This window comes from Fusobacterium ulcerans ATCC 49185 (assembly GCF_900683735.1).
Taxonomy (GTDB): domain Bacteria; phylum Fusobacteriota; class Fusobacteriia; order Fusobacteriales; family Fusobacteriaceae; genus Fusobacterium_A; species Fusobacterium_A ulcerans_A.
This window is the reverse complement of the sequence record NZ_LR215979.1, coordinates 1,054,651-1,075,708: the sequence shown is the minus strand read 5'-3', so window position 1 is coordinate 1,075,708 and position 21,058 is coordinate 1,054,651. Positions and strand designations below refer to the sequence as shown.

Sequence of the window (21,058 nt, the reverse complement as noted above, 5' to 3'; positions counted from 1 at the left end):
GTAATAAAAAATAGGCAGTCCCTAATGCTCCACCTATTCCATAATAATCACTATTTATAATATTTCATCTTCAGAAATTTTATTTTTATATAAATAATATTGTTTTGGGATTCTATGACTTGAAAATAAAAGGGGAGATAGTGAATATGCATAACTTCCTGCATTGGTAATCTCAATAATATCTCCTATTTGAGAATGATTTACTTCTGCGTTTTCACGAATAACATCTAACGCTGTACAGAGATTTCCAACAATATTAACCTTTTCTTTTTCAGCTGACTCATTTAATACCTGAACAGCAAATTCATCTTGACAAGTATATAGAGGCTCATACCCTGTAAGAATTTCTCCAGCAGTTTTATAAATCAGATTTGCTATAGTTGGACGCATAAATCCATTCATTGCATTTTCTACAATTAAATATTTTCGTCCCATAGATTCCTTTATATCTACAATTTGTGTATAATATTTCCCTGCATTACAAGTGATAAAACGCCCTGTTTCAATTAAAAGCTTGGCATTCAATACAGCATGATTTTCTTCAACAATTTCAGAAATCATCTTGCTGAGTTTTTCTAAATCCACAGGTTTATCTTGTGTTTCTCTGTATAAAGCCCCTATTCCACTTCCAAAATTAATAAATTCAATATTAACATTCTTCATATAATGAATCTTTTTGGCAAGCTCAAAACAGTTTTTATAATATTTTCCTAATATTTGAAAATCCAGTATTTGTGATTGAATATGGATATGAATACCAGTAATTTTAATACTTGAATATTCTGCTAAAATATCTTCTTCCTTTAAAAGCTGTTCTATGTCAATTCCAAATTTACTGGAAGCTCCACACTCATTCTGCATAGAAAAATTGGGATTCACACGAATTCCTATCTTTACAATTTCATTATGTCTGGCTGCTGTTGTGTTGATATGTCCAATCTCTGATATACTGTCAGCAATAATTGTACATTTTCCATAGCATATTTCAATATCTTTCTCAGTTTTTCCCGGAGCAGAGTAAAATATCTTCTCAGGTGGTATTCCATTTTTCAGAGAAAGAAGCACTTCCCCAGCAGAAGCTGCATCTGCACCAAAACCTTCTTTTGAAATATTTTGAATTATATGTGAAAAGGGATTTGTTTTAATGGAATATAAAAATTCAAAACCAGAAAGTTCCATTTTTAGTTTTTGACATTGGCTTGCAATCTGCTCTCCATTATAAATATAACATGGAGCATGACCCTTTAAAAAAGCTAGTAAATCCATCTTTCCCTCCCTAAAACTGCTGACTATTAATAAAAATATACATTTGAATCCACAGGTGCTTCATCTCGTTCTTTGTCCCAATATTCCCTGATTACTGAACAAATTGTAATTCTAATATGATTCAAACAAATTATCTCTGCCTTCCTTCTGTCCATCACATTACGCCACCCCTCTGCAATTGCTTCATCTGTCTATACATTCATAAATAGAAGTTTTCTTTTTTCATTCAGACTGGCAAATCGTTCAGCTCCAATGAATCCTTCAAATCCAGAGAACATAGGTTTTAACAATGCTGCCAAATTAAATATTTCTGCATACCTTCTTTAGTTGATTTCGCTTCAAATAAGATAATCTCATCTGCCATTCTTAGCTTCCCCATTTTAAATTTCTGAACAGTTCCATTGATATTTTTTCAAATCTACATGAGTTTTATTCTTTAAAGCAACACCCTCCTCCTCTAATAACAATCTCTGTGCTCCCCAGCCAGGAACAAGCCGACCAGCAGAATTGACTACTCTATGGCAAGGATATTCCCCATAATACTCTGCCATACTGAGAACTTTTCCCACAAGTCTTGAATTTTTATCTCTGCCAATTAACTTTGCAATCTGTCCATAAGTGGCAACACGACCTTCTGGAATTTCATCTACTACAGAAAGTATCTCATATATTAAATCTTCTTCCATAATATATCTCACCCCATTATAATGCCATAACTTTATAAATTATATTTTTAGTATAAGAACTATCAACAAATAATCTTTTGTTAAATTTATCTAAAGTATTTCTAGTTTTCTTATAATAATATTATTATATCATAATTTCTATTTGAGGTCTTGTTATTCAAGCATGATATTCAACTTTTTATATGTTGTTCCCAATAAGTTATCTCTATACAGATTATTCTTTTCAATTACAGATCCAAAGCTTTCCACCTCTAACTAAATTTATTATTTTATATTTATACTTATAGCACATTAATTTAGAACATCAAAATATTTTAAAATAAAATTTTATATATTGACATAAATCTGATTTAGCATTATTATCTATATAGATACAGAAAAAAGGAGTTAATAATGGTTAAGAAAAGATTATTATTTATTTTAGGTTTTATTTCACTTATATTGGGAATAGTAGGTATTCTACTTCCATTACTGCCAACTACCCCATTTTTACTGCTTAGTGCTTACTGCTTCAGTCGTTCTTCTGAAAAGTTTTACAATTATATTTTGAACAACAAAGTTTTTGGACAATATATTAGAGATTACAATGAAAAAAAAGGAATAACATTAAAAAACAAAGTAACTGCCATTTCCTTTTTGGTTTTAAGTATAGGATTTTCAATGTATAAAGTAGATCATTTTCATGTGAGAATAATGCTTGCTGTTGTTTTTATAGGTGTAAGTTTTCATATTTTAAAACTTAGAACATTAAGATAAAAAAAGGATAACTCTGTAATTTAGAAATATAATTTTAGAACTTTTCCAATAGAAATATTTATTATTAATTTTGTTCCTAAAATATAAAAAAATATTTGAAGGATTACAACAGTTCCACCGCTGCATTCCAGTAATTATAGCAGTTAAAATTCTAACTGCTTAATTGCTGGAAACTACCTTTGTTTAGACATTCTGTTTTTTTCGTTTTGCTTACTTCATTAATTACATAAATTTTTCTAATTTCTAAAATTTATCTTAACTTTTGGTTATCCTTCTCTTCTTTATTTTTTAACTTTTAAAAGTTCTTCATAAAATTCTTCCACTAATTCAAAAATTCTAGGTGACCCTCTCAATATCTTATTAGAATCTACAATAAAGATATTATCTTTTTGCCCAGCTTTTATCTCTTTTATAGCTGGATTGCTGTTCTTAATATCATCAGTTGATTTTATACTCATAGCTCCTGCTAAGAAATCTGGATTTTCCTTCAAAAGAAATTCCTGTGATATTATAGGTCTCTCTCCTGTCAGCTCATTAGTTATATTTTCAACTCCAAGAAGTTCAAGAACTTCTCCTGGAAGAGTCTTGCTGTTGAATCCCATCATTGGTGATACTGAATATAGTACAGTTCCTTTTAGTCCAAGAGGTTTATCTTTAACTCTCTCTTTCAGCTCTTCTACTTTAGCCACACTTTCATTATACAGTTTTTCACTTTCAGATTTTTTTCCTACTATCTCTCCATAAGCTTTTATATTATCCAGTATTTCTTCTATACTGCTTGCTTCAGTGATAAGATATGGTATTTTTAAACTTTTCAGAGTTTCTCCAGTCTTTGTAGACATTCCATTTAATATTACTAAATCAGGGGTATAAGATAGAATTTTTTCAAGACTTGGTTTTGCTATATTTCCTACACTTTCCAAATCTTTTGTTCTTTCCTCTGGATATATCTTGCTCATTGCAGTTTTTCCAATGGCTGCTATCTTATCTTCTCCTCCCAGTAAATATATAGTTTCCACTACTGCTGGATCTAATACAATCAATTTATTGTATTCTTTGATTTCAATACTATTTCCATGATTATCTTTTATATGACTTCCATCTATTTTTAAAGCAAGCATTTCCTGACTTGATATAAGCATTAATGCTGCTACTATTGCCTTTTTTATCATTTTTTCCCTCCTTTTGATTTTGGGATTATATAAGGAATATCATCTTCTGTATAAAAAATACTGCATTCCAGTTCATAGATTTCCTTCAAATTAGCAGCTGTAAATGTTTCTTTAGGAGTTCCTTTACAGTAGACTTTTCCATTTTTCATCATGACTATTTCATCACAGAACATTGCTGCAAGGTTAAGATCATGGAGTACTGCCACTGCTGTTATTCCTTTTTCAGCTATTATTTTCTTTACTTTCTCCATAAGATCTATAGCATGATTTAAGTCAAGAGCAGAAGTAGGCTCATCCAGAAGTATTATCTCTGTTTCCTGTGTCAATGCCCTTGCTAAAAGCACCCTTTGAAATTCTCCCCCTGAAAGAGTAACTGCCTTTCTTTTTATAAAACTTTCAAGCTCCAGATGAGAGATGCATTTATGAGCTGTTTCTTTGTCCCTCTGAGTATATCCATCCCAACTGTTCTGTAAATGAGGAAGTCTTCCCATAAGTACAAAGTCCTCTACATCCATAGCAGACATCAACTGTGATTTCTGTGGAACCAGAGAAATACATTTTGCTTTCTCTTTTTGAGTATAATCCTTGCTGTCTTTATCTAATATTTTTATCTTTCCTGAATCATTTTTCAAATATCCCAAAATATTTTTCAGCAATGTAGATTTTCCACATCCATTAGGTCCAAGTATTCCAGTAAGTTTTTTTGATTTGATATCCAAATCTATCTCTTTTAGTATCTGTTTATTTCCATAAGAGAAATCTAATTTTTCTACTTTTATTACATCCATTAAAAATCTCTCCTTTTATTCCTTAGAGCTAAATACAGAAAGAATGGTGCACCAAAAAATGCTGTTATTACTCCTATTGGAACTTCTACTGGAGCTAATACTATTCTTCCAAAAGTATCACAGATAAGGAGAAAGAAACCTCCTGCCAGTATAGTGCTTGGAAGCATTTTAGTATTTGACGGTCCTACCAGCATTCTTATAGTATGTGGTATTATGAGCCCTACAAATCCTATCATTCCTGAAAAAGCAACTGAAAAAGCAACTATCAATGCAGATACCGTCAAAATCTTCACCTTTAGCCGATTTACATCTACTCCCAGCGAATGTGCCTCTTCATCTCCTGAGAGAAGAGCATCCAGCTGATTTCTTTTAGAAAAAAAATAACCCACTGAAAATATCAATGGTATCAATATGAAAACAACTCTTTTCCATGTTGCGTTTCCTAAATATCCCATCATCCACATTGTTATTTTGAAAGAATCTTCACCTATGAGATACATAGCAAAAGAAGTAAATGCCCCTAAAAATGATGAAACTGCTATTCCAACTATAAGGAGAGTTGCTACATTCACTTTATTTCCTTTTTTAGCCATTTTAAAAATCAACAGTGTACTTGTAAGGCAGGTAACAAATGCAATGACACCATACATAAAATCTGGCATACCAAATACAAAAGCTATTACTGCTCCAAAAGTTGCACTTGCTGCTATCCCTATAATATATGGATCAGCCAATGGATTCTGAAATACTGTCTGAACTACTGCACCGCTTGAAGAAAGCATCATCCCTATCAGAACTGCCATAACAATTCTTGGAAGTCTCAAATTAAATATTATTATTTTCATGTATTCTGGAGCTTTCTCTGGAGTAAATATATATTCCAGAGGAATAGGAACACTTCCTAAAGGTATAGAAAGTATTCCAACTATAAAAATTCCTATTGTCAGCACTATAGGTAAAACTTTTTCCATTTTTATTTCCTCTCGTATCTTTTATTTTATAAGCTGTATCTGAATCCTACATAATAATTTCTTTCAGATGCAGGGTCATATGTGAATACTCCTGTAGATTCTGTATAATCTACATCTTCATAATATTTTTTATCAAATAAATTATTTACTCCAGCATGCAGGCTCAAACCAAAATCAAAGTTATAGTTTGCTCTGATATTTGTTACCACATGAGAATTTTTCTTTCCACCTAGATTTTTATTATTCAAATAAACATCATCTATATATACAACTTCTCCACCTACATTGAATTTACTAGTGAAAGCATAGTTTGCTCCTATATTAAATTTATTTCTTGGAACATTTGCTACTCTGTTTCCTGATACATCTACACCTTTTACTTCACCATCTTTAATTTTTGCATTGATATATGCATATGACTGTGATAAAGTAAGTTTATCTATGTATTGCTCTGCTTTTAATTCAAATCCTACTCTTTCAGTTTTTCCAAGGTTGTAGTTATCAATAGTCATACTTGCACTTCCCATTGTTCCAGAAGTTTCACTTGTTATCTCATCTTTAGTGATTGTATAGAATACTGAAGCGTTTAAACTTGTAAATCCTATGTAATCTGATACTCCAATTTCAAAGTTATCATATTTTTCTGATTTAAGATCATTCAGATAATATCCAGCTGCATTTTTATTTGTCAATAATGCTGGAGGTGGTGATGTAAATCCTCTTTCATATCTGATGTAAGTTTTTCCTGTATCTGAATACAGATAATTAGCTGATACTTCATATGCAAAGTTATCATCATCAGTAGTTGTGTTTATTCCCGGACTTGTTGAGCTTGTTCTTTTTACTTTGTAGTCTGCCCTCTCATATCTCACTCCCTGAGCAAATTCAAAATTTCCCCATACATAGTTATTCATTACAAATCCACTTATTGTTTCCTTGTTCAAATCATTTACAGTAAGGATATTGTTCATCATTGGAGGCATATTCATCAGACTTTTTCTCTTAGCATCATTATCAATATATTCCAATCCGAATATTACTGAACTTCCTTCACCATATCCGTATCTTAATTTAGATTTTACCCCTTTTTTCTCATCTCTGAACAGAGCATCCTGTGTCATCCAAAGCTTCATAGGACCCATAGTTCCTTGATAACTTCTGCTTTTTACTTTCATTTCTGTTTCCTGTGAAAACAATACTAAGTTCAAATCAAGATTTTCACTAAGTTTGTTATTGTATGTTAAAACATACTCATCTTTATCTGTTTTTGTTTTGCTGTGCTCTCCATCTGTAAGCCCTGATTGTTTTCTGTCATCTTCCACCTGAGCTCTTGTCAGCATTTCAGGATATGTCTCATCAGCCTTATATTTTGAATATTTAAATCCTATGTTCTGTGTATCTGATATTCTGTATCTAATATCCCCTTGGAAATAATCAGAATCAGATTCATCATAATCTCTGTATCCTTCTTTGTCATTTTTTGTATATGCAAGATTTATATCAAAATTTCCAAAAGTTTCTCCCACAGCTACATTAGTCTTATTGCTTCCATAGTTGCCATGATCGAATCCTACAGAGGCTGTCCTTCCAGTTCCTCTTTTTGTGATGATATTTACCACTCCTCCAGAAGTCCCACTTCCATAAAGAACTGATCCTCCTCCAGGCAATACCTCGATTCTTTCAATGTTATCTACAGCTATTGTATTGATAGGAGTAGCAGTCATTGATGTATCAAGAGAATTGATTTGTACTCCATCTACAAGTATTTGTACATTTTGTTTAGCCTTATCTCCCTGTCCTCTCAAGTCGATTATTGAATCTTTTCCCTGTTTTACAATATTGATACTTGGGATATCATTCAATATCTGATCAACAGTTTTGTAGTTTTTCTGTTGAATTTCTTTTGAAGTCATCACTGTTGGATTACTTGCTGTTTTTCTCATTTCAGTTTCAAATCCAGTAGTAGAATAAATAACACTTTTCCCTAAGTCTACACTTTGTTCTCCATACGCTGTTACTGCCAATACTGCCCAAAGCAAAGCTGTCTTCTTACTCATTTCTAATATCTCCTTCTTTAATGTTTTATATATATTTTTATTTATTAAAAATTTTTTCCATAACATAGATAATAGCATCACTTGAAAGATTATTTCCCCAGAATACACCTTCTGTTGTGAGAGTATAGTTATCATCATTTTCTTTTACTAAACCTTTATCTTCGTATTCTCCCATTTTCTCAGCAAAATATTTAAGTTCTTCCTCTTTTAAAATATTTCTCAATGATTCTTTAGATATTACTGGAAACTGCATTATTCCAGATAGTTTTGAAAATCTCTCATGATACTCTGTCTGCTGCGAATAAAAAGACATCTCTTTATTCATTCTGTAGACTCCAATTCCATGTACTGATCCCCCTGCTCCTACTCCAATAGGGAATGTATCTCCTCCCGTATTTCTGACTTTGATATATTTATAGTCATCTCCACCATTTCTTGCTATCTTTGTAAGCTCAAGAATATGATATTCATCTCCTCTCAACATTTCATCAACAAAGTGTTGATACAGAAGATAATCTCTTTTCATATCCTCTTCCATTTTTACCTTTTCAGCTTCAATATCTTTTGACAGCTTTGAACCTTCATGCACCATCAAGGAATAGAAACTTGCACTGCTAATTTCCAATTCTTTTACTATTTTTGCATCTTCTACTACATCTTCTATTTTCTGTTCAGGAAAATTATATATAATATCTATGCATACATCTCCCTTGAAGAGAGATTTTAACTTTTTAAGTCTTTCTATAGTTTCCTCTTTTCCATAAGTCCTATTATAAAATTTTCTTCCCTCATCAGAAAATGTCTGTATTCCCACACTAAGTCTGTTTACTCCATACTTCATCATAACTTCAAGCTTTTCCTCTGTGAGGTTATGTAGTGTAGTTTCAAATGTAAATTCATAATCCTTAGCTAATGTTACATTTCTCTTTATACTTTCAAGTATTACTTCAAGCTGATTTGGTTTATATACTGTGGGAGTTCCACCACCAAAAAATATTACATCAAAAATTCCCTTCTTAAAATATTCAGTTTTTCCATACTTATCAAATTCATCAGCTATATACTGAGCATATGAATCTAAACTTCCATCTATCTGTTTTCTGTTAAGATTGCAGAAAGAGCATATCTTGTCACAATAAGGTGTATGTACATATATTGCTTTTCTCCTGTCATCTGGTACTTCTCTCAACATGGCTTCAAAAATATCTTTATCTGCCTTCTTTCCAGAAATATATTTGTTAATCAAACTATTGCTATCATGATGTGATTTTAATCTTTTATCAAATAGCATTAAATTTTTTGTCATTCTTTCCTCCTAAATTTCACACATTAGAACTTCATTTTTTCCTACTGAAACCATACTTTATTCCAACAGAAAAAAAATTCATATCTGAAGTTATATTAATATTTATTTTTTTTATTGTCAAGTAAAAAATTATTTAATACAAAAATATAGTTTTTGAAATTATTTGACTTTAAAAGTATTTTTTGATATAACTTATGTGATGATAAAATTTTTAGGAGGTTCTTTTAATGAAAACACTTGTTACTTATTCTACAAAAACTGGTAATACAAAAAAGGTTGCTGAATCTATTGCTAAAGCTATAGAGAATGCTGAAATAAAAGATATTGCAGAAGTAAGCAATCTGGATTACAACTTGATTATTGTAGGAACTTGGATAGATAAAGGAACAGCAGATGCAAAGGCTATTAACTTTATAAAGACTATCAAAAACAAAAATACAGCCTTTTTCTTCACATTGGGAGCTTATCCTGATTCTCAACATGCTATGGATTGTGTTGAAAATATAACAAAACTTTTCACTGAAAATGACAATAAAGTATTAGGGCACTTCCTATGTCAAGGAGCTATTGATCCTAAACTTATAGAAATGATGCAGACTAAATTTGGACCTGAGCATCCTCATGGACCAAATCCTGAAAGAATAAAAAGATGGGCTGATGCAAGTCTTCATCCTGATGAATCTGATTTAAACAATGCATATACATATTTTAAAGACCTTATAGCAAAACTTTAATTAAATTTTTAGGAGGAACATACTGAAATGATGTACTATTTTAAAGTGGGAGGTCCACTGATGTGGATACTTTTCATATTATCTCTTATCTCTACTACTGTTATAATTGAAAGATTATTCTTTTTCTTTAAAAAAGAAAAAACTATGAACAGAAATTTTAGAAAAGAAGTAATACTAGCTGTTTCTAACAGAGATATGTGTAGAATAATTGAAATTTGTGACAAAGAGAGAAATTCTGTTGGATGTACAGTGAAAAAATTCCTTTGCAGATGCAATATATGTGATACTAATCTAAAAGATTTTCACCAGTTCGATCAGATAATAAAAGAAATTGAGATGGATGAGATAAGTCCTCTGGAAAAAAGACTTCATATCTTAGGAATAATAGCTCATGTGGCTCCTATGCTTGGACTTTTGGGAACTGTTACTGGAATGATTGATGCCTTCAAAGATCTTTCTAAATTTGGAGCTGGAGATCCTACTATTGTAGCTGACAGTATATCAAAAGCATTGATAACTACAGCAGCAGGACTTTCTATTGCTATTCCAGCATTAGTGGTATACAATTTGTTAAATAAGAGAATCGAAGAAATTGAAGAGGAAATAGATAAAATAACAACTAATGTTATTAATATTGTGAGGGGATAAGAATGGCTAGATACAAAAAAAAGAGAGCACTTCTTACTCCTGATCTTACACCACTTATAGATGTGGTATTCCTGCTTTTAATATTTTTCATAGTTTCTACAACTTTTAACAAATATGGTAATATTGATATCGACCTTCCAACTTCTACCTTAGCCAGTGAAGAAACTAAAGATAAGAATTTGGAAATTATTATTGATAAAGACAACAGATATTTCATTACTCTTGGGGATAAGAAAAATGTAGAAATAACTTTTGAGGAACTTGACAGTTATTTGAATGGAGTAGAAAGTGTCTCTGTAACTGGAGATAAAGAATTAAAATATCAGTATATCATAGATATCATAACTAAAGTAAAACAACATGGCATAGAAAATTTAGGAATAAATTTTTATGAGTAAAAGAATAAGAGGTTTAATATGAAGAAATACTTTATTATAGCACTTCTGCTGCATGGAATGCTCTTTTTTAAATTGAGTCTTCCCACTGTTACAAAAGATTTAGATGCTAAAGAAAATTCTTTGAAACAGAGTGTACCAGTTACTTTTACACAAGTGAGCAAGACGGTTCCAGCAGCAGCTCCACCACCTCAAACTGTTGCAGAGCCTCCAAAACCAAAGGAGATTCCTAAGAAAGAGGTAAAACCTGAAACACCTAAACCTGTTCCAAAGAAAACAGTGCCTAAAAAAGATATACCTAAAAAAGAAACAATAAAAGAACCAGAAGCAAGCGAAGTAAAAAAAGCCCCTGAACCTTCAGAAACTTCTACTTACAGCTCAAGTTCTGCCAATAACAATTCTGGACTTCCTGGTATGGACAGCTTACTTACAGCTAATGCTGATGGTACTTACAATGCTGTTTCCAATCATGGAATAAAATACAAGATAACTAGAGAAATTCCTCCTACATATCCTAAACAAGCTGAAAATATTAGATACAGGAAAAAAGTAATAGTAAGGGCTAAATTTCTTGTAGACCAGTTTGGTAATGTGAAAAACATATCTATTATTGATTCTCATAGTAAATTAGGATTCGATCAGGCTGTAATAGATGCTTTAGGAAAATGGAAATTTTCTCCTATTGTATATAATGGAAAAGTTATAAGTGTGTATTTCCAAAAAGAATTTGTTTTTGAACCAAAATCATAAAACTATATGGGGAAAAAATTAAGTTTTAGAATTTCAAGGTTTATATTCATGAAGTTCTAAAACTTTTTTATTCAACAAATAAAAACATTCAGCTCTATTCTCCTTGTTTTATATTTATTTCCTGTTCTCATTTTTAATATTCTAACTTTTCAAATAACTTTTCTTTCTATCGTTCCTATTATTATTCAATATTTCAAATGATTTCTATTCTCAATTTTCCTATAACTCTACCATCTGTAATTATAAAATACCACTTCTTAAAATTTAATTTAATGTTCTTTTCCTCTAAATACGCTTTCCTTTATTAAAATTTTTCTAATTTTTACTTAATCTTTTTTACTATAAATATATTCTATCATTTTAAATTCTGTGATTTTATAAAATAAAAAATGATGCAGTCACCCACACCATTTTTTATTTATATCTTTAAGTTATTATACTAATTTCTTTAATTCTGTTGCAACAAACTCAACCTCAGGACCAACTATTACTTGAACAGCTGTCTTACTTGGTTTTAATACACCAGGAACAAGTTTTTTGATTTCTCCATCTTTAACTACAGAGCTATCTACTACATCAAGTCTTAATCTAGTAGTACAGTTATCAATGTTGACTATATTTGCTTTTCCACCTAAAAGAGGTAATAAAGCAGTAGCTAATTCAGTATTAGAAGTAACTTTGACTGTTTCTGTAACTTCAGCAGTATCATCATCTTCTCTACCAGGAGTCTTTAGATTGAATTTTTCAATGGCATATTTAAATACTACATAATAAATTACAAAGAATACAAGTCCTTGTATTATAAGCATATACCAACCTTGAGCCAGTGGATTTCTTGTTGAAAGAACTAAATCAATAAATCCAGCTGAGAATCCAAATCCTGCCATCCAGTGCATAGATGCTGCAATGAATACAGATATACCAGTTAATATAGCATGTAATAAATATAATCCAGGAGCAACGAACATGAATGCAAATTCGATAGGTTCTGTAACTCCAGTAAAGAAACTTGCAAATCCAGCTGCTAACATGATAGAAGAGATTTTTGCTCTGTTTTCAGGTTTTGCAGTTTTTACAAATGCAAGACAAGCTCCTAACAATCCAAACATCATGATTGGGAAGAATCCAGCTTGATACATTCCAGTTTTTCCTATTACAGCTGTTCCTTCAGCGATAGATTTTGCTCCACCTAGGAAGTTAGGGATATCATTAATTCCAGCAACATCAAACCAGAATACTGAGTTCAAAGCATGATGTAATCCAACAGGTATTAATAATCTGTTGAAGAATCCATAGATTCCTGCTCCAACTGGTCCTAATTTACTGATTCCTTCTCCAAATGATACAAGTCCAGAATAAACTGCTGGCCAGATATACATAAGTATGAAAGAAACCAACATCATGACAAATGATGAAATAATTGGAACAAGTCTTTTTCCACTAAAGAAAGATAGGAATTTAGGTAATTCTACCTCACTGAATTTATTATAAAGTGCTGAAGATATAACCCCACAAAGAATACCTGTAAATTGGTTGTTTATCTTAGCAAAACCAGCAGGTACTTCATTTGCAGGAATTCCTTTTATCATTCCTACTGCACCTGGAGATAATAAAGTAGTTACAACTAAGAAAGAAACTAATCCAGCAAGAGCTGCTGATCCGTTTTTATCTTTAGACATACCAAATGCTACACCAATAGCAAACAGAATAGGCATATTATCAATTATTGCCCCTCCTGATTTAATAAAGAAAGCTGCTAATACACTTTCTCCCCCCCATCCTACAGGGTCAATCCAATATCCTAAACCTAATAATATTGCAGCAGCAGGCAGAACTGCAACTGGCACCATAAGCGCTTTACCTATTTTTTGAAGATAACTAAACATAACTTTCCCTCCTTATAAATATTTTTAAATTATTTTTTAGCATTTTTTGCTTTATTGAGAATTTATAATTCATTTGATTTCATTATAGCATAATAAAAAAATTATTTCTACTAGATTTTAAAAAAACAACTGTTCTTTTTCAGTGTCAATTATATTGAATAAAATACATTTAGTTTCCTATACTTAATGTTCTGCCTCTGTTATCGAATTTAGTTAATATATTCTTCAATAATTTTTTCTTTATTCCTTTAAAATATTTACGAATTATTTTTTCAAAATAATAAAGGAAATAAAATTTAAGGGATAATATATTAAATAGAAGTAGTTTATATATATTACGGAAAACTATTATTTTATACAACTTTGGAGGTAAAAATGAAAAAAATAATAACATTACTTGGTACTCTACTCATAACTATTTCATCTTTTGCTGTTTCTGCAGATGATTTTGAAGTTCAAATGAAATCTTTGGAAAAAGAATATCAGCTTCTTTTACAGAAAGAAGATCAAAGATATGCTGAAGAAAAAGAAATAGCTGAAACAGCAGCAACAGTTCTTACAGGACAAAAAGATCTTTACAAAAGTGTAACTGCCAGTCTAAACGAATTACAGCAAATGGGAAAATATGTTTTTTATAAAGATGACTATAATCAGCTTCTAGAAAAATATAAGATTATATTAACAGATATACAAAAATCTATGAATGAACAACAGATTATAATTGATAATTTTAAACAAATACAAGCAGAAAAAGAAGGAAATAAATAAGATTAAAAAAGGGTGAAAAAAGCATTATTTTAACTTTTGTCACCCTTTTTCAATTAATTTTTTGAATAAGTTTCTATTAGAGCTTATACACTAGCCCTGTTCCAACTATCTATTCTCCTTTAGTCTTATTCTTATGAGAATTATTGTGAGAATAATAAGTCCTTTTTATATTAAACAATACTCCCTTTTTTAGTTTCTTCTATATTTAAATTATTTATTTCACCACCAGTTTTTTCTTTTAAAGTATAAAATCATTCCTGCAACAACAATAAACATTAATCCTAAAACAAAGTAATATCCATATTCCCAAGACAATTCTGGCATATATTGAAAATTCATTCCATAAAGTCCAGCTAAAAAACTCAAAGGAATAAAAATAGTAGATATAGTTGTCAATATTTTCATTATTTCATTCATATTATTTCCTATTGATGAATGACAAAGCTGAATTAAATCATTACTTCTATTGTAGATTATTTCTATACTTTCATAGATTATAGTTCCATGGTCATGAAGATCCTTTAAATATATATTCATACTTTCATCAAAATAATCAACATTTGAAATTTTTATTAAAATTTCTTTAATAGGTATAACATTTCTTTTAAATTTTGAAATTTCTTTTTTTAAACTTATGATGTCTTCTATAATCTTTTGAGATGGATTATTGACTATTTTTTCTTCCAAAGCTTCTATCTTTTCTTCAAAATCCTCTAAAATTAAAAAGTAATTATCTACAATAATGTCAAAAAGTGCATACATCAAATAATTTTCTTTTTTCTTCCTTAGTCTTCCTATTCCATTTTCTATTCTTTCTTGAAGATTATCAAAAATATTTCCAGTTTTTTCTTGAAAAGTTATCAAATAACCTTCTCCTAAAATAAAAGAAATCTGTTCATATTCAATTTCATTATTTTTTTTATTTAGATATATCATTTTTAAGAAAAATGATATATATTTTTCTCTTTCTTCAAATTTTGGACGTTGATCTATATTCAAGATATCTTCCAGCACTAGATTATCTATTTCATAAAAAGTTCCTATTTTTTTTATTAATTCAACATCATGCACACCTTCAATAGCTATCCAATTTACAAAATTTTTTTCATTAAATAAAGATAATTTATCAAGAGAATTATCAATTACTTTTTTTACGGTTTCTTCATTATATGAATAAAAAATAATTTTAATTTTTTCATCTTTTAGCTCCCCAGTATATACAAGAGTTCCTGGTGCCAGTCCAACTTTTTTATTTTTCATAATGCCTCCTTCATTAATCCAATATATACAATAGTTTTATATATGAACCTTACTTCTATATTAAAAATTTTAGTAAAGCTTAAAAAGAATAATTTTAAATATATCTTGTTCTATTTTAAAATTATCTTAAAAAAATCACAAAGTTCTTTATTTCCATAAACTCCAATTAATCTTCTTTTTTCTTATTTATTTTTTTATTACTTTTTCAAATCATATATTATTATTTTTTCAATAATTTATATTATATTATAGCATATGCTCATCAGAAGCTTTATTTGATTATAAACTATTTCAAAAAACTACTTTCTTGATTTATCTTTGTTTAGTGTTTTTTAATTTAATAAATATTTTTTTAAAGATTTATAAAAGATATAAAAAATGGCTGCCAAAAGGCAGCTCAAATATCATTCTTATAAAAACATATTTATACATACTACAACTACAATAATTATAATTCCTGCTATTAGATAATTTTTTGCAAATTTATCTTTATGTACCAATACTTCTTTTTCATTTTTTTCTCTTGCTGTATCTTTTTTTATTTCCTCAGCTTTTACTTCTTCTTTTATCTCTTCTTTAATAATTACTTCTTCTAACTTATCTTCAATTTTTTCTATTTTTTCTTCAGCTTTAACTGTATTTTCTATTTTCTTTTGTATTTCTTCTTCTGCAATAATTTCTTCTCTTGTTTCTTCAACTACTGCTTCTTCTTTCTTTTTCTTTTCCTTTTCCTCATTTTCAGATAATGTTTTTTCAATATTTTCCATATTATCCTTTAAAAACTTTCTTCCTAACGGAGTTAATTTATACTTATCATTTCCAAAATACTTTTTTAATTCAGTTTCATTTACATTTTCACTAACCCTTTGGATAAGAGTTTCTTTATTCCCTGTTTGTACCAAACCAGCATTTTTTAAAATCTCTTTAAGTTCTTTTACTGTTCCTTGATGAATATCACATATTTTTATATAATCTTCTTTTAATGCTGTTTTCAAATAATTTTTTTCATTAATTTCATATTTATTCAGCAACGACTTTGAATCCTCTGTGTCATAGTCTCCATCATTTACCAACTTTAACAAAAGCCCAATCTTAAAATTTTCCACAAATTCTCCTCCTTCTATGCTTTATGAATATTCTTACTTTCTATAATATACTATTTATACCATAAAATCAAATTATATAATTTTTTTTAATTTTTATTAAGCAAAATTTCATCTATAATTCTAAAAAATCAACTTTATCTTTATAATATATCTTTTTAAACTATTTTTATGTGATATAATAAAAAGAAAAACAAAGGAGATTTATTTATGAAAAAAATTCTTATAATTTTTTCTCTTTTTATCTTAATGATTAGTTGTAATATTGGAAAAAGAGAGCTTGATATATCAAAAAAAGAAGAGAGAGATGGAATAATCTATATTATTAATGAAAAGAAACCTTTTACTGGAAAAATCACTGCCAAATATGAAGATGGCAAAATGAAATCTGAAGAGAATTTTAAAGAGGGTAAATATGATGGTGCTGTAAAAGAATATTTCTCAAATGGACAGCTCGCTTTTGAAGGAATGTTTAAAGATGGAGAATTAAATGGAGAAGCAAAAATATACTTTGATAATGGGCAAATAGAGAATGAATCATCTTATATTAATAACAAAATTGAAGGTATTTGTAAGATATATTATGAAGACGGAAAATTAAGAAATGTTATAAATTTTAAAGATGACAAAAGAAATGGTCCTTCTGAATATTACTATCCTAATGGACAACTGCAGTATTTAGAAAATTATGTTGATGATATACTCCAAGGAGAAGGAAAAATATATTATGACAATGGTATTTTGAAAGAGGAAAACAATTACCTTGATGGAAAATATCATGGTTTAGTAAAAGCATATTACCCAACTGGGAAATTGGAAAGCGAATATAATTATAAAAATGGAAAAGCTCATGGAGAATCAAAAATTTATTATGAAAATGGAAAGATAAAAAACATTGTTAATTTCGTTGAAGATAAAATCAATGGAGTTTCTAAAATTTACTATGATAATGGCCAACTTGAAGGAGAATATACTTTTGTTGATAATCAGTTTGATGGTTTATTCAGAAAATATTCAAGAGATGGTAAAGTTACTAATGAAGCTATATTCAAACAGGGAAAAGTAGAAAAAATTATTAAATAAATATTTAAAAGATGGATAGCTGCAGGTTATATTAATTTTCTTCCTGTGTGTTGTCCTCTTTTTTTATAACCTGTTTTACATTTTTATCCAGTTTGCCCCTTTTTGTTTCTTATATAATATGTTATTTTCTACAAAAAAAATGATTTCCTTGTATATTTAAAAAAAAACATGTATTATTGAATTAACAACAGTTTTCTTGGGGGGAAAATTATGGATCATGGTTTTTTAAATGTACTGCCTGTAATAGTTGCAGCAGTTCTTACAATAATTACTAGAGAAACTTTAGTTTCACTTTTTGCTGGAATTATATTAGGAAATATAATATTAACTAATGGAAATATATTTGCTGCTTTTATTAAAAGTATGACTGATATAATGACTCAGGTAAGAGGAAATGCTGAAGTAATTGCATTCTCTCTTCTTGCTGGAGCTTTAGTTATACTTCTTCAGGCTTCTGGAGGAGTAAATGGAGTTGTATATTCCCTTACTGAAAAAACCTCTGTTGTTAAAAATAGAAAACATGCTCTTTTTCTTTCATATATAATTGGAATATTTTTATTTTTTGAATCTTCTATCAACATACTTGTTTCTGGAACTATTGCAAAAGCTTTTTCTGAAAAGTATAAGATCTCCAGTGAAGAACTTTCTTATGAAAGTGCTTCTGTGTGTACAGCAGTTTGTGGAATATTTCCTTTCAATGGCTGGGGAGCAACTCTCATTGGTATAATTGGTGTACAGGTAGCAACTGGAACTATCAGTGGAAACCCTTCTGAAATATTAATAAAAAGTATCCCTTTTAACTTTTATCCATTAGTAACTTTAGTGACCCTTCTTTTTTATATATTCATAGGAAAGCACTGGGGAACTATGAAAAAAGCTACTGACAGAGCTAAAAATACAGGAAAACTTGTAAGAGATGAGGGAACTCCACTTATTGATACTAGTGGGAGCCAAAATTTAATGAGAAAAAATATGAAGCCTGATTTTATGAATATGGTACTTCCTCTTTTAGTTATTATTTTTATGATGCCTGTAGGGCTTTATATAACTGGAAACGGAAATATAATTCATGGTTCAGGCTCTGTTTCAGTATATTGGGCTGTTTCTGCTGCTCTTATCTGTACAGCTTTCTATTACATAGTTATCAAGAAAATAATGAGTGGAAAAGAATTTATGGCTTATTTTTATAAAGGAGCTGAAAATATGGTTCCTGTTATCATTCTTCTTGCTATGAGTTTCACTATTGGAGAAGTAGCTTCTCAACTTAATATAGGTAAATTTTTTGCTGCTGTTATCAATGGAAGAATTCACAGAATATTTGAACCTACTGTTATATTTATTATCTCAGCTATTATATCTTTTTCTACAGGAACTTCATGGGGAACATTTGCACTTATGATGCCTGTGGGACTTCAAATGTCATCTATTACAGGAAGTCACATGACACTCACAGTATCCTCTGTTATATCTGGAGCTCTTATGGGAGGAACTTGTTCTCCTGTTTCTGATATTTCAGTACTTTCTTCTATGGCTGCTGGTGCTGATCATATAGATCATATTAAAACACAGGTTCCCTATGCCATTCTCAATGGATTGATATCTGCTATTCTATTTATTATTTCAGGCTACATCTTTAATCGTTAAATATTAAAAAATTTTTGTTTTTTAAAGAACAATATTACAGTTCTTGAACTCATTTTTTTAATCGTTTTCTATCAAAAATGTATACATTAAAATTTTTATTTTGCTTAAATAATTTGCTTTTTTTGTTTTTATATAATATACTATATTAAGAGAATCCTTTTTAATATTATATTTTTATAAATAACTGGGGGAGATTTACCTTTAAATTTATGGAGGTGGTCTTTATGATAAGTTCACATTTAATTAAGAGGGCAAAAGCAGGAAGCGAAGAAGCTATCCAGGAAATTTTTAAAGTATTTCATGGTATTATGTTTCTGAAAACTAAAAAATATTTCTTTTATGGTGGAGATAAGGAAGATGTGCTTCAAGAAGCTATGATAGGGCTTTTAAAAGCTATAAATGGTTATGAGTCAGGTAAACAGGCATCTTTTAAAACTTTTGCAATTTTATGTATTAAAAGACAGTTGATTACTGCAATAAAAAGTTCCAATAGTGGTAAGCATAAAATGTTGAATATGGCTGTAAATAACAATGAAAATTCTTTTGATTATAATGCTGTTCCAGCATATTCTAATAAATCATTTAATTTTTATAATCCTGAAGAAATATATTTAAGTAAGGAAAAATTTAAATTTCTGAAAAAATACTTAAAAACACATTTGAGTAAAATGGAAAATGAAATCTTTGATTATATGCTTGTTGAAATGTCATATACAGAAATTGCTTCTCAAACTGGAAGAGAACCAAAATCAGTAGATAATGCTATACAAAGAATTAAGAAAAAACTTAAAAACTTCACTGATGAATATGAAGCTGTTCAATAGGTGATTCTAAAAAGTTTTGATAAAATAATAAATATATTTTATTTTAAAATTGTTTAACAAGGGTTGATTTCTGTAAACAGCAGGAGGCAATCCTTTTTTACATTATAGAATTCTTTAAAATCAAATTCAAAGATACTTACTCAAGTTAAGTTTTATCATTTTTTATCATCAAATAGATTTCAGGTAATTAATCTCCATACTTTTTTGATTTATTTACAAAATCAGTGTATAATAAATAATAGAACTAGAAAATATCATGCAGGGGGGTATCTATGAGCGAATCATTAAAAGAAATTTCTGGTGTAGTGAAAAAAATGTGGGTGGGAAATTTTAAATTTTTTACTGAGATAGAAAATATGTTTGGGGGATTTATTGCATATAAACACAGTAAATGCTTGGCTACTGTTGAAAAAGCATATTTATTGACTAATGACAAAATAATTCTTGAAGGAAGAGAAGAGATTACTGCTAAAACTATGACTACTATGTTGTTTGAAGAAATGGAAGGATATTTGAAATCTCATGCCTCTTATATTACCAACAGTGAGATGGGAGCTTTTTACATACACACTTCTCAAAAAGAAATAGCTGATTCTGAAGAAAAAAGACTTTTAGAGCTTCTTCATTCTATTAGAGAAGCTTTGACAAAATAAAAGGAACAGGGAAATTATTTTCCTGTTCCTTATTTCATTTATATTATTTATTCAAATATGGATTCTGATCCCTCAGCCATTCCAGTTCGCTGTCATATTTATTTTCAGCTATGACATCTTTATATTTTTCCAAAATATATATTTTATCACAGTGATCACAATAATAAGCAACAGTTTTATAGAATTTAAATCTGCTGACGCAGTTATCAGATAAAGTTCTTTTTACTAGATTATTGCAATTTTTACATTTCATAAATTCTCCCCTGATGTCTTATAATTTAATCACAATATCTCCATTGTAAATAAAA

General features: G+C 29.3%; 22 protein-coding genes. 10 read left to right on the top strand and 12 right to left on the bottom strand.

What is annotated here, in order from left to right; translation table 11 throughout:
- Positions 1 to 54: 54 nt before the first annotated feature.
- The 3 genes from E0E45_RS04875 to E0E45_RS04865 form a co-directional block, all read right to left on the bottom strand.
- Positions 55 to 1,266 carry a diaminopimelate decarboxylase family protein gene (locus E0E45_RS04875; protein WP_130890133.1) on the bottom strand — a complete coding sequence of 404 codons (1,212 nt, stop codon included), beginning with the start codon at positions 1,264 to 1,266 and terminating at the stop codon, positions 55 to 57.
- Positions 1,267 to 1,292: 26 nt separating this feature from the next.
- Positions 1,293 to 1,421 (bottom strand): hypothetical protein, encoded by a 129-nt coding sequence (locus E0E45_RS18015; RefSeq protein ID WP_269472032.1) that lies wholly within the window; start codon positions 1,419 to 1,421, stop codon positions 1,293 to 1,295.
- Positions 1,422 to 1,646: 225 nt separating this feature from the next.
- Entirely contained in the window at positions 1,647 to 1,952 is a 306-nt protein-coding gene (locus E0E45_RS04865; RefSeq protein WP_130890132.1) for an MGMT family protein, read from the bottom strand.
- Positions 1,953 to 2,345: 393 nt separating this feature from the next.
- Between E0E45_RS04865 and E0E45_RS04860 the strand changes: the two genes are divergently transcribed.
- Positions 2,346 to 2,708 (top strand): YbaN family protein, encoded by a 363-nt coding sequence (locus E0E45_RS04860; RefSeq protein ID WP_130890131.1) that lies wholly within the window; start codon positions 2,346 to 2,348, stop codon positions 2,706 to 2,708.
- A 281-nt stretch (positions 2,709 to 2,989) separates the two neighbouring features.
- On the opposite strand, the gene E0E45_RS04855 is transcribed toward E0E45_RS04860, so the two are convergent.
- Genes E0E45_RS04855 through E0E45_RS04835 form a run of 5 tightly spaced genes read right to left on the bottom strand, consistent with a single transcriptional unit; the run spans position 2,990 to position 9,002 of the window.
- Complete coding sequence (locus tag E0E45_RS04855) at positions 2,990 to 3,880, bottom strand: ABC transporter substrate-binding protein (RefSeq protein ID WP_130890130.1); 891 nt, start codon at positions 3,878 to 3,880, stop codon at positions 2,990 to 2,992.
- Complete coding sequence (locus E0E45_RS04850) at positions 3,877 to 4,668, bottom strand: ABC transporter ATP-binding protein (protein ID WP_130890129.1); 792 nt, start codon at positions 4,666 to 4,668, stop codon at positions 3,877 to 3,879. The genes E0E45_RS04855 and E0E45_RS04850 overlap by 4 nt, the downstream gene beginning before the upstream one ends.
- A complete protein-coding gene (locus E0E45_RS04845; RefSeq protein ID WP_130890128.1) occupies positions 4,668 to 5,639 on the bottom strand; it encodes a FecCD family ABC transporter permease in 972 nt (323 codons plus the stop codon). Before E0E45_RS04845 ends, E0E45_RS04850 begins: the two co-directional genes overlap by 1 nt.
- A gap of 26 nt (positions 5,640 to 5,665) precedes the next feature.
- Positions 5,666 to 7,696 (bottom strand): TonB-dependent receptor, encoded by a 2,031-nt coding sequence (locus tag E0E45_RS04840; protein WP_130890127.1) that lies wholly within the window; start codon positions 7,694 to 7,696, stop codon positions 5,666 to 5,668.
- A 37-nt stretch (positions 7,697 to 7,733) separates the two neighbouring features.
- Entirely contained in the window at positions 7,734 to 9,002 is a 1,269-nt protein-coding gene (locus tag E0E45_RS04835; protein ID WP_130890126.1) for a coproporphyrinogen-III oxidase family protein, read from the bottom strand.
- Between the two features lie 227 nt (positions 9,003 to 9,229).
- On the opposite strand from E0E45_RS04835, the gene E0E45_RS04830 reads away from it, so the two are divergent.
- Genes E0E45_RS04830 through E0E45_RS04815 form a run of 4 tightly spaced genes read left to right on the top strand, consistent with a single transcriptional unit; the run spans position 9,230 to position 11,529 of the window.
- On the top strand, positions 9,230 to 9,736 hold the full coding sequence (locus tag E0E45_RS04830; RefSeq protein WP_130890125.1) for a flavodoxin family protein: 507 nt from the start codon (positions 9,230 to 9,232) through the stop codon (positions 9,734 to 9,736).
- Positions 9,737 to 9,763: 27 nt separating this feature from the next.
- Complete coding sequence (locus tag E0E45_RS04825; protein ID WP_005977294.1) at positions 9,764 to 10,384, top strand: MotA/TolQ/ExbB proton channel family protein; 621 nt, start codon at positions 9,764 to 9,766, stop codon at positions 10,382 to 10,384.
- Positions 10,385 to 10,386: 2 nt separating this feature from the next.
- Positions 10,387 to 10,782, top strand: a complete 396-nt coding sequence (locus tag E0E45_RS04820) for an ExbD/TolR family protein (RefSeq protein ID WP_005977292.1) — start codon at positions 10,387 to 10,389, stop codon at positions 10,780 to 10,782.
- Between the two features lie 18 nt (positions 10,783 to 10,800).
- Positions 10,801 to 11,529, top strand: a complete 729-nt coding sequence (locus E0E45_RS04815) for an energy transducer TonB (RefSeq protein ID WP_130890124.1) — start codon at positions 10,801 to 10,803, stop codon at positions 11,527 to 11,529.
- A 434-nt stretch (positions 11,530 to 11,963) separates the two neighbouring features.
- Here the strand turns inward: E0E45_RS04815 and nagE are convergent, their stop codons facing one another.
- Complete coding sequence (gene nagE, locus E0E45_RS04810; protein WP_130890123.1) at positions 11,964 to 13,415, bottom strand: N-acetylglucosamine-specific PTS transporter subunit IIBC; 1,452 nt, start codon at positions 13,413 to 13,415, stop codon at positions 11,964 to 11,966.
- Positions 13,416 to 13,790: 375 nt separating this feature from the next.
- Between nagE and E0E45_RS04805 the strand changes: the two genes are divergently transcribed.
- Positions 13,791 to 14,183 (top strand): adhesion protein FadA, encoded by a 393-nt coding sequence (locus E0E45_RS04805; protein ID WP_130890122.1) that lies wholly within the window; start codon positions 13,791 to 13,793, stop codon positions 14,181 to 14,183.
- 219 nt (positions 14,184 to 14,402) lie between these two features.
- On the opposite strand, the gene corA is transcribed toward E0E45_RS04805, so the two are convergent.
- Positions 14,403 to 15,443 carry a magnesium/cobalt transporter CorA gene (gene corA / locus E0E45_RS04800; protein ID WP_130890121.1) on the bottom strand — a complete coding sequence of 347 codons (1,041 nt, stop codon included), beginning with the start codon at positions 15,441 to 15,443 and terminating at the stop codon, positions 14,403 to 14,405.
- A gap of 410 nt (positions 15,444 to 15,853) precedes the next feature.
- Positions 15,854 to 16,549 (bottom strand): SAP domain-containing protein, encoded by a 696-nt coding sequence (locus E0E45_RS04795; RefSeq protein ID WP_130890120.1) that lies wholly within the window; start codon positions 16,547 to 16,549, stop codon positions 15,854 to 15,856.
- Positions 16,550 to 16,756: 207 nt separating this feature from the next.
- Between E0E45_RS04795 and E0E45_RS04790 the strand changes: the two genes are divergently transcribed.
- The 4 genes from E0E45_RS04790 (at position 16,757) to E0E45_RS04775 (ending at position 20,750) form a co-directional block, all read left to right on the top strand.
- Positions 16,757 to 17,629, top strand: a complete 873-nt coding sequence (locus tag E0E45_RS04790; protein ID WP_130890119.1) for a toxin-antitoxin system YwqK family antitoxin — start codon at positions 16,757 to 16,759, stop codon at positions 17,627 to 17,629.
- 210 nt (positions 17,630 to 17,839) lie between these two features.
- Entirely contained in the window at positions 17,840 to 19,273 is a 1,434-nt protein-coding gene (locus E0E45_RS04785; RefSeq protein ID WP_130890118.1) for a Na+/H+ antiporter NhaC family protein, read from the top strand.
- 224 nt (positions 19,274 to 19,497) lie between these two features.
- A complete protein-coding gene (locus E0E45_RS04780; RefSeq protein ID WP_130890117.1) occupies positions 19,498 to 20,097 on the top strand; it encodes a sigma-70 family RNA polymerase sigma factor in 600 nt (199 codons plus the stop codon).
- A 272-nt stretch (positions 20,098 to 20,369) separates the two neighbouring features.
- Positions 20,370 to 20,750 carry a hypothetical protein gene (locus tag E0E45_RS04775; protein ID WP_130890116.1) on the top strand — a complete coding sequence of 127 codons (381 nt, stop codon included), beginning with the start codon at positions 20,370 to 20,372 and terminating at the stop codon, positions 20,748 to 20,750.
- Positions 20,751 to 20,793: 43 nt separating this feature from the next.
- On the opposite strand, the gene E0E45_RS04770 is transcribed toward E0E45_RS04775, so the two are convergent.
- Entirely contained in the window at positions 20,794 to 21,003 is a 210-nt protein-coding gene (locus tag E0E45_RS04770; RefSeq protein WP_130890115.1) for a hypothetical protein, read from the bottom strand.
- Between the last annotated feature and the right edge of the window lie 55 nt (positions 21,004 to 21,058).

Bases quoted from the DNA above. Each gene is read 5' to 3' on its own strand.
- E0E45_RS04840 (WP_130890127.1), bottom strand. From the start codon at position 7,696: ATGAGTAAGAAGACAGCTTTGCTTTGGGCAGTATTGGCAGTAACAGCG.
- E0E45_RS04845 (WP_130890128.1), bottom strand. From the start codon at position 5,639: ATGGAAAAAGTTTTACCTATAGTGCTGACAATAGGAATTTTTATAGTT.
- E0E45_RS04770 (WP_130890115.1), bottom strand. From the start codon at position 21,003: ATGAAATGTAAAAATTGCAATAATCTAGTAAAAAGAACTTTATCTGAT.
- nagE (WP_130890123.1), bottom strand. From the start codon at position 13,415: ATGTTTAGTTATCTTCAAAAAATAGGTAAAGCGCTTATGGTGCCAGTT.
- E0E45_RS04860 (WP_130890131.1), top strand. From the start codon at position 2,346: ATGGTTAAGAAAAGATTATTATTTATTTTAGGTTTTATTTCACTTATA.
- E0E45_RS04775 (WP_130890116.1), top strand. From the start codon at position 20,370: ATGAGCGAATCATTAAAAGAAATTTCTGGTGTAGTGAAAAAAATGTGG.
- E0E45_RS04815 (WP_130890124.1), top strand. From the start codon at position 10,801: ATGAAGAAATACTTTATTATAGCACTTCTGCTGCATGGAATGCTCTTT.
- E0E45_RS04790 (WP_130890119.1), top strand. From the start codon at position 16,757: ATGAAAAAAATTCTTATAATTTTTTCTCTTTTTATCTTAATGATTAGT.
- E0E45_RS04805 (WP_130890122.1), top strand. From the start codon at position 13,791: ATGAAAAAAATAATAACATTACTTGGTACTCTACTCATAACTATTTCA.
- corA (WP_130890121.1), bottom strand. From the start codon at position 15,443: ATGAAAAATAAAAAAGTTGGACTGGCACCAGGAACTCTTGTATATACT.
- E0E45_RS18015 (WP_269472032.1), bottom strand. From the start codon at position 1,421: ATGGACAGAAGGAAGGCAGAGATAATTTGTTTGAATCATATTAGAATT.
- E0E45_RS04835 (WP_130890126.1), bottom strand. From the start codon at position 9,002: ATGACAAAAAATTTAATGCTATTTGATAAAAGATTAAAATCACATCAT.
- E0E45_RS04820 (WP_005977292.1), top strand. From the start codon at position 10,387: ATGGCTAGATACAAAAAAAAGAGAGCACTTCTTACTCCTGATCTTACA.
- E0E45_RS04825 (WP_005977294.1), top strand. From the start codon at position 9,764: ATGATGTACTATTTTAAAGTGGGAGGTCCACTGATGTGGATACTTTTC.
- E0E45_RS04780 (WP_130890117.1), top strand. From the start codon at position 19,498: ATGATAAGTTCACATTTAATTAAGAGGGCAAAAGCAGGAAGCGAAGAA.
- E0E45_RS04865 (WP_130890132.1), bottom strand. From the start codon at position 1,952: ATGGAAGAAGATTTAATATATGAGATACTTTCTGTAGTAGATGAAATT.
- E0E45_RS04830 (WP_130890125.1), top strand. From the start codon at position 9,230: ATGAAAACACTTGTTACTTATTCTACAAAAACTGGTAATACAAAAAAG.
- E0E45_RS04875 (WP_130890133.1), bottom strand. From the start codon at position 1,266: ATGGATTTACTAGCTTTTTTAAAGGGTCATGCTCCATGTTATATTTAT.
- E0E45_RS04855 (WP_130890130.1), bottom strand. From the start codon at position 3,880: ATGATAAAAAAGGCAATAGTAGCAGCATTAATGCTTATATCAAGTCAG.
- E0E45_RS04785 (WP_130890118.1), top strand. From the start codon at position 17,840: ATGGATCATGGTTTTTTAAATGTACTGCCTGTAATAGTTGCAGCAGTT.
- E0E45_RS04850 (WP_130890129.1), bottom strand. From the start codon at position 4,668: ATGGATGTAATAAAAGTAGAAAAATTAGATTTCTCTTATGGAAATAAA.